This window comes from Paenibacillus sp. NPDC058367 (genome assembly GCF_042723305.1).
Classification (GTDB): Bacteria; Bacillota; Bacilli; order Paenibacillales; family Paenibacillaceae; genus Paenibacillus_AQ.
The window spans coordinates 2223213-2239582 of sequence record NZ_JBHXIZ010000001.1 but is presented as its reverse complement, the minus strand read 5'-3'; the positions used below and the strand labels follow the sequence as shown (position 1 = coordinate 2239582).

Here is a 16370-nt window from a genome sequence, read left to right as displayed (position 1 = left end):
GAATATGACAGACCGATTAATCCGACTGATGCGCATTATTACACTTGTTCAAGCCAAGCCAGGGATATTAGCCCGCGAATTGGCGGAACGCTGCGGCAACAGCGAGAGAACGATTTACCGGGATATGGACGCGCTTAGCGCCATGCATATTCCCATAACCCACCTGGGGCATGGAAAAGGTTATGCTTTTATTGGGAATTTTGCACTCTATCCCTTGGATTGGTCGGAAGAAGAAGCAAACGCATTTTCGCAATTACGCTATATTATGGAAGATATAAAACCAGCATTACCCATAGATTTTGAAAGCGCGTATGAAAAAGTAGTCGCAGCTGAATATAAACGTAAGGCGGAGAGAGAAGAGACAATAGAACGTGCAAGAAGAGAAGTAGGGGTGGGGTGGGCAGAAAGAAGCAGTTCGCATATGGAACAACACTCATTTCTTACTCCGATCCTGGAGGCTTTATTAAAGCAAAAGAGTATTCAAGCGAATTATAGTGAGAATGCATTAGAAGAGAAAGGGATCACCATTGATCCTTATTGTCTGGTCCCGCTGGAAAGTCGTTTTCATCTCATTGGATTTTGTCATCGTCAGGGTGTTATTCGTACATATCATATCAACGATTTTTCTAATGTGAAGCCATTAAATCGTTTTTTTTCGAAGGAAGCGTTTGATGTGCAAGCCTTTATGAAGCAGAAATGGTCACTCGATAGGGATAGTTTACAGGTAGAATTCAAAGTGAAATTCTCGGAACGGGTAATGGAAGGAATTAAGAAGGACGAATTGCCTTTTAAGCCAAGTAAAGTGGATCGTCAATCTAGATGTTTTCACTTTAAGGTTGCCGTGGAACAAGATATAGGATTTGTCCGCTGGATTAAGAGATTCGAAGAGGAAGCAGAAATCATTGAACCGTACTATTACCGTGAAGTAATCAGGCAGCAGTTGGAAAAATGGAGTTCGCACTATAAATAGTGATACGCTCATTTGACCTTCGTTCAATTCGAAAGATGGGGTGCTTGAGCAACCATTTAAATGGTTGCCGGTGGCATCCTTTTTTTGCGAGTAAGTCCAAGATACTCATTTCTAACTATCTAATTATAACAATATATAACTAAACATATCCAAACACAACTCAATCTATAGAAAATCGAAAAAACGTATGCTAGAATAGCATCTACATATATACATGTGAAAATGGGAGGAATGGAAATGTTTAAGAAATGGTCAGTCAGAATCTTTGGTGTATTAGCAATTTTTTTGGTTGTGAATTTTTCTGCGGGCGCAGGGTTGGAGGTAGAGGCAGCCGCCAAGAAGACAGAGATTATAGTATCCGCCGCAGCCAGCTTGCAGGATAGCTTAGATAAAATGGCGCTTCTCTATGAGAAGAAGCATCCCGATATTGATTTGGTCTTTAATTATGCTGCATCTGGCACATTACAGAAGCAGATTGAGCAGGGTGCTCCGGCGGATCTGTTCTTCTCTGCAGGGGATAAACAGATGAATGCGTTAGTGGATGCTGGACTGATCTCTGACCATAAGGTTCTGCTTAAGAATCAGTTGGTTCTAGTCGTACCTTCGAATTCAAAAGCTTCATTAAATACAATCACTCAACTTACGGATAAATCCTTTAAGAAGGTAGCGGTAGGGCAGCCTGAATCTGTGCCCGCTGGCCAATATGCTCAGCAATCGTTAACTGCGAAGAAGGTATGGGATACGCTGCAAAACAAACTTGTATTTGCGAAGGATGTACGTCAGGTTCTGTCTTACGTCGAAACGGGGAATGTCGATGCAGGCTTTGTATATAAGACAGATGCATTGACTTCAAAAAAGACGAAGATCGCCCTTACTGTAGGCCCGCATGTTCACAAAGCTATTAATTATCCGGCGGGTATCGTGAAGGATTCAAAGAATCAAAAGGAAACTAAAGAATTTTACAATTATCTTCAAAGCAAAGAGGCTAGTGATATTTTTGCAAGCTATGGCTTCTTGCTTCCTTAAATAAGAAATCATGAGTAGAAGCGGGGTGAATAAGGATGGAAATAAATTGGACTGATTTCTTCGCCCCGGTATGGCTTTCCGTTAAAATTTCAGTAATTACCAGCATCATTGTATTTATTCTTGCAACGGCCGCGGCTAAGGCTATGGCAGGTCGCAAGTTCCCTGGTTATAGCTTGGTCGAGACGGTAATGCTGCTTCCACTTGTGTTGCCGCCGACAGTTGTCGGATTTGTGTTGTTGGTCGTCTTAGGTCGTCGCAGCTGGATTGGCAGATGGTATGAACAAATGACGGAGCATACGATCCTTTTTACATGGGGGGCTGCGGTTATCGCTGCGGTTGTCGTAGCTTTTCCTCTCGTTTACCGTACGGTGAAGGCGGGCTTTGAAGGCGTGGAAGCGGATCTTGAAGATGCGGCGCGTGCGCAGGGAGCGAGCGAACTGCAGGTACTGCGTTATGTCACATTGCCCCTTGCAGGTCGGTCACTCGCTGCTGGGTATGTTCTAGGTTTTGCCCGCGGTTTAGGAGAATTTGGCGCAACGATCATGGTAGCTGGAAATATTCCTGGCCGCACGCAGACTGTACCTACAGCGATCTATGTCGCGGTGGATGGCGGCAACATGACCCTTGCTTGGATGTGGGTGTGCTCCATTATTGTTATGTCTGCTGTGATGTTGATGTTTGTGAACCGGCGTACTTAATTATGCTCGACAGAGATCGCTCCGCTGACCTCAGTGGGAATGTCGATTGGAAATCTTGATAAATTTAAAAAAACCTAGCCCATCCAGGAGTAACCTGGGATGGACTAGGTTTTTTTTCTTTAGAAACGCACCGTTAAAACAAAACCTCTTTAATAAGAAGCAAGCTTGTGACTATCAGGTTTCGTAAATAATCGTCCCGGTTTCCGTGAGATCATATCCGTGAATGGACCCAAGCTCACTTTGAAAGGCTGGCGAGCGTAAAATATCAATCACGGTGGTGATCCAGTGCTCATTTCCCGGTTTCTTGAGCATCACTAGATCATAACACTCCTGAATCAAGGGAATGAAATCAACGCCGTCGACAATCTGAGCAGCCTTCTCGGTACCGATGGCCACATCGGCTTCTCCTCGTGACACTTTACCAGCGACTGCCAAATGACTATTCTCCTCCTGCGCATATCCAGATAGGCTTGCGGCAGGAATGCCGTGCAATCGGAGTTGCTCATCCAATAACACACGTGCACCAGCGCCTCGTTCTCTATTAATCAGTGTAAGTCCATCCTGTTGCAGATGAGACCATTCATGAAGACCTTTAGGATTTCCCTTTTGAACATACAATCCTGCACTTCGGGTCAACAGACGAACTACAACATAAGAGAAGCCTACAAGGATTTTACGAATATAGGGAAGGTTATATTCTCCAGTATCCCCGTCGAGCAGATGCGTACTGACGATGTCCGACTCGCCCTGATACATGGCAATGAGACTATCTAGACTGCCAGCGTAAGAACGAAGAGGGCGCTCAGTGGGCAGGCAACGCTCCAAATAGGTGGCTAGAATATCGAGTGACATATCCTGACCCGTAATCACGAGGCTGTGCCCTGTAGCTTTACTATTAAATTGGCCAGAATGTGTGGCAACTTGTGTTAGATTTGCTCCAGCAAAAGTCAGCGGCGATATCGATAGGGTCATGCCACTTCGAGCATTCTGTTTGTAGGCTTCTAAATCGGATTGATCCACACGCATCTGTTTTCCTACACGGTAGGAGGGAAGCTCCCCTTTTTTAATCAGATCATATACTTTTAATTTCGAGATCTTCAGTAAACGGGCAATTTCCTCAGTCGTATAGGATGTGTTATCAGACATGACAAAAGCCTCCAGAACTTCATAATAGGACAAGACTACCTTATTTTGAAGTCCTGTGCAATTAGGCTATTGTGCTTTACCTGCCTGCTGTGTATTGGATAATTTGATTAATTCTGAAACGGTGACAAATCGGAAACCTTGCTTTTCTAATTCCGGCAAAATAATTTTGAGCGCTTCTCTGGTTTGAGATTGTCCATGCACATGATCATGAAATAGGACGATATCACCATTATGTGCGTTTCGAATAACCTTGTTCGCGATACTCTGCACGCCAGGGCGATTCCAGTCACGTGTATCTTGATGCCAGGACCATAAAATAGGCTTTAGGCCCATGTTGTTTGAAGTATCAACTAGTGTCTCGTCATACATGCCACCCGGGGGTCTGAACAAAGCACTATGCTTTCCAGAAACCTTTATGATTTCTTCTTCGGTTAAATTAAGCTCCCGCTCAAACTGGGCTTTATTAATAGGTTTTCTAAAATAGACGTGATTGTAGGTATGGTTAGCTAATTCATGTCCTTCGGAAATGACTCGTTTCGCCACATCTGGATACGCTGCAATTCTTTTTCCTATGGCAAAGAAGGTGCATTTCGCATGATATTGACTCAATACCTTTAATATTTGATCGGTTTCAGAAGGGTCAGGACCGTCATCAAACGTTAATGCAATCACTTTTTGGTTAGTATGTACTTCCCAAATCATGTCTCCTCTTTTTTCGTAGTAGTCGCGGTTCTTGCTCGGGCTACCTAGAGCGGAGTTCGTGAAGCATAACAAGAGAGAGAGGGTAGTCATCATAATTTTGCTGCTAGTTTTCATGAATTCACCTGTTTTTTTTATTTTAGAATGCTCCTTTGGAGGGTCAAAATATTCATAGTTTCAGTTTTGTAAAGACAATCAGCCTTTTTTCATGTTCTTTCTTCTTTCTGCTATATCTCCCTGTACAAGTAATAAGATTCATTCTGGCTTCAGCAGACTTTCCAAAAATTCGTTCCAAGGGTGCTTCAGCAGTGGTGAAGATTTCTACAGACTCTACAATATAAGTTAGTTTTCGCCCGTCCGCATTGGATACCGTTATTTCATCACCGTGCTTAAGCTTTTTGAGGTTGAAAAAAATAGCTGGACCAATATAACTATCCACATGCCCGTCTAAAATTACATTTCCCTTAGCACCTGGTAATATTCCTGGGTACAGAATTCCTGCAATATTGCTATCCTTAGGGACGTCCATTTGTCCATCTGGAAGCAATGTAACGGTCTCTATTTTGGCGCTTACTTTAATAGCTGGAATGCTAAGCTGAGTAGGCAGGATAGGTTTGGGTAATGATGGTTTAATATCGATCTTTTGAATAGCTTTAGTAGGAGTTATCGTTTCTTGCTGCTGTGTTTGTAGTGACTTCGTGTCTGGTCTGCTTTCCTGCGAATGTGAGTCAGTACAACTGGCAGTGGTTAAAGTGATGAAGGTTAATATAAATGAAGATATCCATTTTTTCATGTGTAAGAAAAGAAAGAGGGGATTCCCCCTCTTTCATCCTCCCTATTCAGTTTGTTCGCTAGCACCGCCATGGCCTGTTTTTGGCATTTTTGTTGCTTTCATGTGAATGCTCTTAGTGTTAATGCTTTTAGCCTTCATGCTCTTTGCATGAATTCCTTTAGTGGAGTGGCTCTTCATATGCATTTTCTTTTCATGCATTTTATGTTCTTTTTCTTTCTTCATTTTTTCAGCATGTACTTTTTTCTCATGTTTCGTTTCGGTTGGTGCAGCAGAAGCAGAAGCCGCAGAAGCAACGGATAGCATCAAGCAAGTGGATAAAAGAGCTACGGACAATTTCTTCATAATCATTTAGTGGATTCCTCCTAGATGTTTTTTGCCTACGAAGATTAATATCTCCATTTCAATTGCTTTTAGATTGGTGGATTGCTTCCAATGCAGTTTGGGATTGGGATAACGTTGTATTTTGATGTGAAAATTGTTATGAAAATGCCTTATAATGAAGTTCAATATATAGACATTTGGTTAGGGGTGGGAATATGACACTTATTGAAAAAAGAGAACACCGGCAATATCCGGAAATTACCCGCCTAGAAACGTCGAGAGCTGCTTATGAGCGTGATTATTCACGCTTGATTCATTCGCCTACTTTTCGTAGGCTGCAAGGCAAATCTCAAGTGTTCGGGGCTGGCACGGGTGATTATTACCGGACGCGTCTAACTCATTCACTTGAAGTCGCTCAGATTGCTCGTGAGGCAGCGAAAAGTCTGCTTAGATCTTATCCAGAGGTGGAGACAAGTAAAGCGGAGAACCCAGGACTTGTAATAGATCCAGAGGTTGTAGAATGCGCGGCCATTGCTCATGATTTTGGTCATCCTCCTTTCGGGCATAAAGGGGAAGAGGTACTAGATAACATTCTGGACCAGCTTATTGAAAAGAAGACGAATGAGGCTGCCCTGCTATCTGGAGCAACGGGTGCAGATAGGCTGCTCATTCATGAGCAGATGAAGCAGCGCTATGAGCACTTTGAAGGCAATGCTCATAATTATCGGCTGATTATGTTTCTGGAGAAGCGGGAGAACATTGATGGATTAAATCTGTCGGATGCAGTGCTTCTCGGAATTAATAAATATCCGTTTCCTGGCACCTCACTGAAGAAGGGGATGTACCTTCACGAATGGGCATATATTTCGGAGATTCGCAAAGAGTGGGGAATTCCTGCGGGTAAGAAAACGTTGGAAGCTCAGCTGATGGACCTTTGCGACGATATCGCTTATTCTGCACATGATTTGGAGGATGGAATTAAGGCTGGAAAGATTGAAGTGCATGAACACTTTATGCATGATTCCTATATTCAGCGGCTGATCGTAGAGAAAATTTCAACGTTAGAGGATTTCTTCTGGAAGGGTTGGGAGGAGGAAGGTATCCGTGCTAAGGTCGAAGAGGTGCTTAGTTCATTTCTTCGAGTATGGATGGAAAAGATGCCAACCTGCGAGAACGACTATTCCAGAACTCGGCGTGAAGTTAAGGCTTATTGGGTTAGCACCTTTGTCGCAAGTCTTGGGGTGATTCCTGATGGAGACTGGAAGAAGGTCACCTTTATAAAAGAAGGAAAAGAAGATGAGGATATGCTACGGACCGTAAGTGTGCTGAAGAGCTTCGCTTGGGTTACGATGATTCGTGATTTACGAGTACAGCGGCTTCAGAAACGTAGTGAATGGATTCTGCGCCGTCTATGGGGAGCTTTTCTTGATCCGCAGACATCCAAAGCCATTATTCCATCGGACTGGCTGCAACGCTTTGAGAAGGATCAGAAACAAGCGAATCCTATTTGGACGTGGGAACATATGGTGATTGATTATATCGCAGGGATGACGGATGCCTTTGCTGAGAAAATATACAATGAGCTATACGGGTTGAAAGTCGGATCGATTTATGACTTGGATTAGATAAAACAGAAGATTAAGTTAAGGCCAGCCTCCAATCCATTGGAGACTGGCCTTTTGTTTGTTTTTTATAGAACGGGGAATATTTTGTTAGTATTTTGTTATTATTAATCTGACTAAATTTATGCTTGTTGACCCTGATATTCAGTGTTTTTTATAACAAAATAGCTATTTATAAAAATAAGTTATTGTTTGTATGCTATTTTGATGCTAATATAATAACTAAATTGTTATTGGGAATAAATGGGGAGGTTGATAAAGAAGTCGAATCTTCTGCTTGAGTAATAATGAAAACCTTTACAAAACGGGAGGGTAAAACGAATGAAGAAGTTCAAAAAAAGCTTTGCTCTATTTCTTACAGCAGTAATGCTTGTTACAATGGCTGTGCCTGCGCTAGCTAACGGAAAAACAAATGAAAACCTCAAGGCGCACTGGGCTGGAGAAAGTGTAGAGAAGTGGCAGGGTAATGGTGTTATTCAAGGTTATCCGGACGGCTCTTTTAAGCCGGATCATAAAGTAACGCGTGCTGAGCTTGTAAGTATTATTAATAAGCTATTTGGATTTAGCACTCTTTCGGAAATGTCATTCTCGGATGTACCTGCTAAAGCTTGGTATGCAAGCGCTTTATCTATAGCGAAGCAAGCTGGCTATTACAAAGGTTTTCCTGATAATAAAGCGAAAGCGGATACTGAAGTAACTCGTCAAGATGCTGCAACATTAATTGCTTCTGTTTTTTCATTGGAGCCAGGCACTAAAGCGAGTGCCTTTACAGACCAAGCATCCATCAGCGCTTACGCTAAAGAGGCTACCCTAGCATTGAGTGGAATTCTATCCGGTTATCCAGATGGTACATTTCGTCCGAACGACCCAATTACAAGGGCGGAGGTAGTCACTATCGTTGACAGATTGATTAGCGGCTACTACAACACAGTCGGTACATTCACTGGGGGAGATATCCATGGGAATATTGTCATTAACCAAAGTGGGGTTGAACTAAAGAATGTAGCTGCATCAGGCAACCTTTATTTTACCTCCGGTATTGGTGATGGTGAGGGTGTCTTGGAGAATGCAACAGTACAAGGTAATGTGCTTATATCTGGTGGCGGCGAGCATTCGATTCATTTAAAAAATTCTAAATTCGCTGTTGTAAAAGTGAATCGTCCTGAAGGAAAAGTTCGGGTCGTTATAGAGGATCGTACGGTCATCACTCAACTGACTATTGATAGTGCTTCTATTATAGAAGTAGGCTCAGGTTCTACAATCGATCAGCTTGTGATTGGTAACGGTGCAACGGGAACGTTGATTACAACAAAGGGTACCATTAGCAAGCTTGTAGTAAGTGCTTCCTCTGTAGTCTTAAATGGAGTGACTATAGTAGAAGGAACATACACTGTGAAGGATGGAGTTCTTGTAGGACAGGGAACAAGTGCACCGGCGCCTGGGGGCTCAGGTGGTACTAGTGTAGAGCCTACAGCAACGCCAGTACCGACGGCTACTCCGGAACCTACAGCAACGGCTGCTCCAACGGCAACACCAGAAGCTGGGGTTCATATCGTTGACGTAGATGCATCGGCTGCTACCAAATCGTTATTTGCTTATCTGGATAGCATGAGCGGCAAACAAGTTATGTTCGGTCATCAGCATGATACTACCGTCTCTTTTGCCGGAAAGGATAAGAACGGAAATGTTATTTCTGACGTATACAGCTCCACTGGTGATTATCCTGGGGTTTTTGGTTGGGACACCCTTAGTTTAGATGGATATGAGAATCCTCCTGGAGTTAGCGGAGATTATGAAGCGAGTAGATTAGGATTATCCGCTGCCATGAAGCAGGCTCATGATTTGGGTGGTATTGTAACGCTAAGTACACATCCGTACAATTTTGTTACGGGTGGAAGCTTTAACGATACAGGGAATTCCAAAGGAGCAACGCGCTCGGTAGTATCACGTATTTTGCCGGGCGGAGATAAGAATGGAGAGTTTAATAAATATCTAGATCGCATCTCTGATTTTGCGAACAATCTTAAGGATGACGATGGCAACCTGATTCCAGTTCTGTTCCGTCCTTTCCACGAACAAAATGGAGGTTGGTTCTGGTGGGGTGCGGCTACAACGACAAAGAGTGAATACGCGGAACTGTACAGATATACAGTTGAATACCTACGTGATGTTAAAGGCGTTCATAACTTCCTTTATGTATTCTCACCAAACGGATCTTTTAATGGAAATGAAAGTGAATATTTAACGACTTATCCAGGTGATCAATTTGTTGATATTCTTGGAATGGATCAGTATGACAACAAGGAGAATGCGGGTTCGGAGGCTTTCCTGGGTGGTCTTGTTAAAGACCTTAAGATGATTTCTCAGCTTGCTCAAGACAAAGGTAAGATTGTTACCCTATCTGAGTATGGTTATAGTGCTGCTGGTATGAAAACAACAGGCAATAATGAGCTGGAATGGTTCACTAAAGTATTGAATGCGATCAAGGCTGACCCTGATGCAGCAAAAATATCTTATATGCTGACTTGGGCGAACTTTGGTGAAGGTAATAATTTGTATGTTCCTTATAAGAATGTTCCTAATAAAGCAGATCATGAGTTGCTTCCTGATTTTGTGAATTTTTATAAAGATGATTTCACGGCTTTTGCGAGTGATGTGAAAGAAGATAATAAGTACAATCTCGAGGTTGAAGTGGCAGGAAAGAAACCTTTCCTCCACATTGTAACTCCGAATAATATCAGTACAGTAACAGATGCCGTGACCATCATTCGGGCCAAGGTACTCAATGCAGTGCCTAGCAAAGTGACCTATACTGTGGGTGATTCTGGAGTAGAAGTGGAAATGACGCTCGGTACAGACGGCTACTATAGCGCTTCATGGCAGCCAGACGCTAGTCTGAATGGCAGTTCAGCAGAGATTACAGTGAGGGCATATGGAACTGGAGATGCTACACTTGCACAGACTAATTCTGTATTCTTAAAAATCAATGAAGCGCCAATAAAGGTACTTACTTTTGATACTGACAAGGATTTGGAGCAAATCCAAAACAATGGTACTTGGTCAGGGCTCGCCAATAACGCAGAGACGATCAAGACGGTCTTGCAGCATGCGTCACTAGATGCTAACGGTAAGCTTGTTATTAACATTACTGAAGGGCTGTCTGCTGAGGATACTTGGCAGGAATTGAAGCTGCAATTGAATGATCTTGCATTGGATGGAGTGGATCTGTCTCAAGTTACACGTGTGAAGTTCTCCGTGTTAATTCCGGAGGCTGCTCAGAATGAGGCTAACAATGCTGCGGTACGCAGTGTCATTCAGTTGCCACCAGATTGGGATACAAAGTATGGCATGGACTCATCCTATAAATCTTTGTCCGATCTTGAGAAAGTTAACGTGGGTGGATCACAATATTATAAATTTGATGTTTCGATTGATCTGGATAATGCTGCTAAATCAGCCGAAGCCAATGGTCTAGCGATATCTCTGGTTGGCAGTGGTTTGGAAGTGAAAGGTGAATTGCCAATCTATTTAGATAATATCGGTCTTTATAATACGTATACTGCACCTGTTGCTGACAAAGCACTGGTAGATAATTTTGAATCTTATGGCTCAAGCGATGAAGCACTGGTAGCCAAATATCCTAAGGCTGGCGGAGATGATGTGAGCGTATCTTTAAGCTCCGAGCATAAGGCATCCGGGGATTACGGAATGAAACTGCACTATACGATTAATAATGCAGGTTATACCGGAGTAGGTAAAAGTCTGGTTTCGCTGGACTGGTCCGACTATAATGCACTCAGTATGTGGGTAGCTTCCGATGGAGACAACGCTTATGCTGAGAAAGGTGAGCCACTTAAGCTAGTGGTGCAGCTTGTCATTGATGGAGGATATTTCGAAGCCTATCCGGTCATTAATCCAGACAAGAACGGTAAAATAGTATTAAGTTTGAAGAATTTGACGGAGATGAGCTGGGGAAAAGCCGGAGAGCTTACACAGGAAAGATTGAAGCAAGTTCAGAGCTTTAATTTGTATGTGAATGCGATGGACGGACAGAGCCACGAAGGTTCGCTCTACTTTGACGATATTCAAGCGGTCTATGACGGGACACTTCCGGATATGTCGGAAGAAGGAAATGGAGGTTCCCAGGGACATGAGCCTGGCGTGTTGTACGCCTTCGCTACAGAAGCTGATATTGCAGGATGGGCTACAACCAACGGTTCGTCTGCCAACGCTCAACCTCCAGTATTTGATGCCAATGAAGAAGCGGCAAGTGTGCAATTTGATTTGATTAATACTGGCAATGATACAAATGGCAGCTCCAAAGAATCCTTCGAACTTGCTATTAATCCTGAGAAGCTGAATATTACAGGGCTGGATACGATCAGCGCTAAGGTTAAGCTCTCGAGTGGTGCAGCTAAAGCACGTCTATTCATCAAGACAGGTGCGGACTGGAAATGGAGCGACAGCGGTGATCCTGTGCCTGTAGATTCTAACGGTTATACGACCTTATCTATTTCCCTGCCTACTGCAGCAGCAGGGGTGGGCGTAGATTTGGCTGCTGTAAAGACGATTGGGATTAAAATTGAGGATGTTTCCAATGATGGAGGAACTGCGAAGCTTTATTTGAAGGAAGTATCTCTGGAGAAAGCTGTCCCGGATGTTCACTATGGCTTCGAGACGGGGAATGACGGTTGGGCTATCAATTCTGGTACAGCCACAGTATCTTCTGATGTATATGCTGAAGGTAATCAATCTTTGAAGCTTGATTTCGCATGGAATGGAGAGGATAAAGATCCTTTTATAGCAGCATCAAAAGTAGCTGCACTTGATCTGAGCTCATTCTCCAAGCTTACTGCTAAAGTTAGAATCGTCTCTGACCAGCCTGATGTTCAAGCGAAGCTGTTTCTTCAATTAGGTGGCTATGCAGTATGGGTAGATTCGGGTGCGAAGATAGCTGCTCAGGATGGATTCACGGAGTTCACGATTGATCTCAGCAACAATTCCATTCTATCGCCTGAGAATTTGAAGAAAGTAGATGCCATTGGCATTCAGTTTGTTACACCTTCTACGGCTGGAACCGCTACAGCTTATATTGACGAGATCATAGCTTCTAATTAAGCGCGCTGCGATCCAGGTTTGAAATAAGGGTCCCTGCATGTCCATTAGGATTGCCTAATAGATATGCAGGGACTATTTTGTATGATCAGTTTATAGTTAAAGATTTGAATAGTATTCAAGCGCTGTTCTTTCTAGTTCGGTGACAAATGCTTCTTTCCCATCCATATAAGCTTCAATGTCCTTCGGAAATTGATTCGCAAGATCCTCTTTTAGATTACCGTATTGTTCTGCTGCCTCGTCACTCATACCGAACTCGCCCATACATTCGTAACCGAGCTCTGTCATTTGCGCGTTGAAGTCATCAATGACTTCGATATTTCGTACAACAGGCATCATATCAATGATTGGTTTAGCTTTTAGCCCAGGAACAGAAGTGCTGCCAATATGGTGAATATCAATAAGTGCATCAGCGAAGATCTCTTTAATCTTACGAGATCCTTCTTGGAAGATAAGATTCCATTCCTCATTGTATTGTGTGACAGTAACATCTATTTCGCAAACCTCTCTTTATGCTTGATTCCTGGATTTTTTTATTATAGAACAAGTGTTCTTAATAATCAAATACTAAATTTAATATTGGCGGGCATAATCAACGAGATTTAGGGATGGAGTGCCAGTAGATAAATAGGAATTTATATTTTCGGTAAAAATATTTACGATTCGATTAGCGTATTGATCGGTTATGCCAGCAGAATGAGGAGTGATGACTACCTGTTCCATAGTCCAAAGTGGATGATCCTGCGGGAGGGGCTCGGTTTCGAATACATCCAATCCCGCACCACGAAGCTGACCGCGATTCAGTGCGTGGATTAGAGCCTCAGTATCAGTAGTTGCTCCACGTCCAACGTTAATGTAATAGGAGCCTTGTTTAAAGGCAGAGAAGATTGCAGTATTAAATAATTGCTTAGTTTCATCGGTGATAGGGAGAATATTGATGATGAAGTCGCCTTGGCTCACAGCTTCTGGCAGATGGTCAGTGGTATATACTTGATCAAAATCAGCGAGTGGCTTGCCTGAGCGACTTACTCCGATCGTCTTCATCCGGAAAGCTTTAGCGATTCTGGCAGTTTCGCTGCCGATGGCTCCAGTTCCAACAATAACGGCTGTCTTTCCGAACAATTCACTCTCACTTCCGTCAGAATTCCAGTAGCGGTTCATCTGATTGCGAACGGCTGTATGCAAATTACGTGTGAAGAGAAGCATGAAGCCAAAGATTACCGCAGAAATAGGCTCGGCATGCACTCCGCTCCCACTAGTCAATAGGATTCCACGTTCCTTAAAACGCTCTAACGGGAGCTTCTCAATTCCAGCAGACCAGGATTGGACCCAGCGAAGGGGCGAATCTGGACGAAGAAGCGTATCGGCGATGCCTTTAGCCCAGCCGATTACGATTTCAGCATCAGCTAGCAGCTGTAAATCCGGATTTTTGCCGTCACCTTGTATGAATGTATAACCGGGGGCTGCTGCTTTGATTCTTTCTTGTTGCTCGGCTGTCAGTGGTTGTAGACATACTATGGACTTAGTCATGATGTATTCCTCCTGCTCTAAGGTTTGATGAAAATGGATAATGTTATAGGATAAGGATACCAAATCTATAGGAGAAGGTGAAATTGATATGGATGCTAACGTGTCGGATAAAGATTCAGAACGATTATTTATTGCTGTGAAATTACCCGCAGAACTTGGGCAAGTTGTGGCGGAAGAGTGCTCTAACCTATCTCAAAAGTTTCATTTTGCAAAATGGACTCATCCAGAGGATTATCATATTACCCTGCAATTTTTAGGAGACACCCCAAAGACGAAAATCCCGGATTTAATCATGTCGTTGAAGCAGATGTCAGAGCAATGCCGCCCCTTCAAACTATCCTTAGACAAATGGAATACATTTGGTCTGCCAAAGGCTCCAAAAGTTTTATGGGCAGGGGTTTCTGGCGAACTAGAAGAGCTGAATTTACTGGCTGCGAGAGTACACACTGCTACACTTCCTTTAGGTTTTTCGGCCGAATCCAGGGAGTACAAACCACATCTCACAGTGGCTCGAAAGTACCTTGGAAAAATTTCATTTGATGATAAATTGCTGGAAAATTTACTGAAATTGGATGATGAAAAAAGATCAAAAATCTTTCATAGAGACTGGACGATTGATAGTTTTGTGTTGTATGCTACCAGAATGTATGCCATTCCTATGTATGAAATGATTGAAAATATTACATTTTAAAATCGGTATTTAAGTTTTCAAAGCTTCCGTTTTCGGTTACATACAATAGGAATGTGCCGTGAAATAGGAGGAATATCATGTTAATCTTTAAACAAAACCGCTGTATCGCGTTGCTTGTTGGCGTTATACTAGTGTGTTTCTCTGCCATAAGCTTAATGCAGCCTAATCAGGTTGCCGAGGGGAAAATAGATAATCTGCAGATGGATAAGCTGCAATCCACCAGCCGAGCATCAGTAATTAATTATTTGCAAGAAGAATCAAAATCTAGTAAGACGAGGGGCTCTACAAAAGTTTCACAAATGAATAAGCTTTACAGCACAGTTAACCTGTTCAGTTCCACTTGGAAACCAGAGCAGAGTGTGGAATGGCTTAGTAAGAATAAAATAAAGCCACAAAATACATCGCAGGCTTCCATAGTTCGGGTAAAGGCTGATGTGGCACAATCTAATTCAGCTGCGCAGAAAGCGACAGCGAAAAAGAGCGCTCAGACTGTGGTTAAGACAGTCTCGGCATCTCAGAAAAATCCCCTCACAACATTATACTTCTCTCGGACCGAGCTATTAAGCCAGGAGCAGCAAAGTAAAGCAACCCGGCGCTACGCAGTATCCGAAGAAGAACTGCTTCTGCTACAAAAAATTGTAATGGCAGAGGCGGAAGGTGAACCGTACCAGGGCAAGGTGGCAGTTGCCAACGTTGTTCTGAATAGGCTACGGTCAGCCAATTTCCCCGACACGATATATAAGGTCATTTATCAAAAGCATCAATTCAGTCCTGTAGCTAACGGGCGTCTTAAACGTGTCAAGCCTAATGATGATAGTATTAAAGCGGTGAACGCAGCGCTCTCTGGGGTGAAGGAAGTTCCCGATAGTACTTATTTTTTCCTATCGCTTAAGCTTGCGCAGGATCTTACCGTACATCATTCGCAGGAGTATGTGAAGACCATTGGTAATCATACGTTTTATAAATAATTGACCTTATCTGTGAACCTCAGCTATTTATAGGGTAAACTAGACTATATAACCCTGGAGGTGGAAGAATTGTCATGAAGATCACTTATTACGGACACTCAGCGCTGCTGGTAGAAACAGAGCAAGCGAAAGTTATTATTGACCCTTTTTTGTCAGGAAATCCGAACTCCGGTATTTCACCTGATGACATTACTGTAGATGCTGTCCTGCTGACTCACGGTCACTCGGATCATTTAGGTGATGCTGTGCAAATTGCCAAACAGAATGATTGTCCGATCTTTGCTGTTTTTGAGCTTGCAGAATACTGCCGAATGAAGGGTGCCAAGGTTAAACATATGAATATAGGCGGCAGTCATATTTATGATGCTATTACCGTTAAATATACTCAGGCGTTTCATTCCTCATCGATTCAGGAAGGCGACGTTTGGATTTATGCTGGACAACCCGCAGGTATTTTATTGACGATTGAGGGGAAGACGTTATTCCATGCAGGTGATACCGCACTATTCAGCGATCTGCGTCTGATTGGTGAAAGAACTGCGATTGATTTGGCGGCTCTGCCAATTGGCGATATGCTGACCATGGGACCGGATGATGCGCTCCTTGCTGCGCGCTGGCTTCAAGCGGACAAGGTCATACCACTTCATTACAATACATTTCCGGATATTGCTCAGGATGCTATGGATTTCTGTAATCGTCTGCGACAAGAGGGGATAGAGGGATTCCCGCTTAAAGCTGGTGAAAGTATAGAAATTTAATAAATCCTGATTACATGTCTATACAAAAAAAGC

At 43.0% G+C, this 16370-nt stretch carries 14 protein-coding genes; 8 read left to right on the top strand and 6 right to left on the bottom strand.

Features of this window, described 5'->3' with window-relative positions:
* Positions 1-4: 4 nt before the first annotated feature.
* The 3 genes from ACFWMP_RS09795 (at position 5) to modB (ending at position 2694) form a co-directional block, all read left to right on the top strand.
* Positions 5-970 (top strand): helix-turn-helix transcriptional regulator, encoded by a 966-nt coding sequence (locus tag ACFWMP_RS09795; RefSeq protein ID WP_042185208.1) that lies wholly within the window; start codon positions 5-7, stop codon positions 968-970.
* A gap of 237 nt (positions 971-1207) precedes the next feature.
* The gene (modA, locus tag ACFWMP_RS09790; RefSeq protein WP_339245165.1) at positions 1208-1996 is read left to right on the top strand and encodes a molybdate ABC transporter substrate-binding protein; all 789 of its coding nucleotides are present in this window, start codon (positions 1208-1210) and stop codon (positions 1994-1996) included.
* A 35-nt stretch (positions 1997-2031) separates the two neighbouring features.
* The gene (gene modB / locus ACFWMP_RS09785) at positions 2032-2694 is read left to right on the top strand and encodes a molybdate ABC transporter permease subunit (protein ID WP_042185211.1); all 663 of its coding nucleotides are present in this window, start codon (positions 2032-2034) and stop codon (positions 2692-2694) included.
* A gap of 174 nt (positions 2695-2868) precedes the next feature.
* Here modB and ACFWMP_RS09780 read toward each other — a convergent pair whose 3' ends face one another.
* From ACFWMP_RS09780 to ACFWMP_RS09765, 4 genes are all read right to left on the bottom strand, one after another.
* Positions 2869-3840: a substrate-binding domain-containing protein gene (locus ACFWMP_RS09780; RefSeq protein WP_379423304.1), complete on the bottom strand. Its 972-nt coding sequence runs from the start codon at positions 3838-3840 to the stop codon at positions 2869-2871.
* 66 nt (positions 3841-3906) lie between these two features.
* Positions 3907-4542, bottom strand: a complete 636-nt coding sequence (locus ACFWMP_RS09775) for a polysaccharide deacetylase family protein (protein WP_231573388.1) — start codon at positions 4540-4542, stop codon at positions 3907-3909.
* A 166-nt stretch (positions 4543-4708) separates the two neighbouring features.
* Positions 4709-5332 (bottom strand): class F sortase, encoded by a 624-nt coding sequence (locus ACFWMP_RS09770; RefSeq protein ID WP_379423301.1) that lies wholly within the window; start codon positions 5330-5332, stop codon positions 4709-4711.
* 42 nt (positions 5333-5374) lie between these two features.
* Complete coding sequence (locus ACFWMP_RS09765) at positions 5375-5680, bottom strand: hypothetical protein (RefSeq protein ID WP_052404166.1); 306 nt, start codon at positions 5678-5680, stop codon at positions 5375-5377.
* Between the two features lie 188 nt (positions 5681-5868).
* Between ACFWMP_RS09765 and ACFWMP_RS09760 the strand changes: the two genes are divergently transcribed.
* A complete protein-coding gene (locus ACFWMP_RS09760) occupies positions 5869-7278 on the top strand; it encodes a deoxyguanosinetriphosphate triphosphohydrolase family protein (RefSeq protein WP_379423299.1) in 1410 nt (469 codons plus the stop codon).
* Between the two features lie 318 nt (positions 7279-7596).
* Entirely contained in the window at positions 7597-12393 is a 4797-nt protein-coding gene (locus ACFWMP_RS09755) for a glycosyl hydrolase (RefSeq protein ID WP_379423297.1), read from the top strand.
* Between the two features lie 96 nt (positions 12394-12489).
* Here the strand turns inward: ACFWMP_RS09755 and ACFWMP_RS09750 are convergent, their stop codons facing one another.
* Together ACFWMP_RS09750 and ACFWMP_RS09745 are read right to left on the bottom strand one after the other, a co-directional pair.
* Positions 12490-12885, bottom strand: a complete 396-nt coding sequence (locus ACFWMP_RS09750) for a GrpB family protein (protein WP_339248433.1) — start codon at positions 12883-12885, stop codon at positions 12490-12492.
* A 78-nt stretch (positions 12886-12963) separates the two neighbouring features.
* Positions 12964-13920, bottom strand: a complete 957-nt coding sequence (locus ACFWMP_RS09745) for a D-2-hydroxyacid dehydrogenase (RefSeq protein ID WP_042185224.1) — start codon at positions 13918-13920, stop codon at positions 12964-12966.
* 88 nt (positions 13921-14008) lie between these two features.
* Between ACFWMP_RS09745 and thpR the strand changes: the two genes are divergently transcribed.
* From thpR to ACFWMP_RS09730, 3 genes are all read left to right on the top strand, one after another.
* Positions 14009-14611, top strand: coding sequence for an RNA 2',3'-cyclic phosphodiesterase (gene thpR / locus ACFWMP_RS09740; RefSeq protein ID WP_379423294.1), 603 nt, complete (start codon positions 14009-14011; stop codon positions 14609-14611).
* A gap of 77 nt (positions 14612-14688) precedes the next feature.
* On the top strand, positions 14689-15579 hold the full coding sequence (locus tag ACFWMP_RS09735) for a cell wall hydrolase (RefSeq protein WP_042185228.1): 891 nt from the start codon (positions 14689-14691) through the stop codon (positions 15577-15579).
* 74 nt (positions 15580-15653) lie between these two features.
* Positions 15654-16337 carry a metal-dependent hydrolase gene (locus ACFWMP_RS09730; RefSeq protein WP_339245178.1) on the top strand — a complete coding sequence of 228 codons (684 nt, stop codon included), beginning with the start codon at positions 15654-15656 and terminating at the stop codon, positions 16335-16337.
* The last annotated feature ends 33 nt before the right edge of the window (positions 16338-16370 follow it).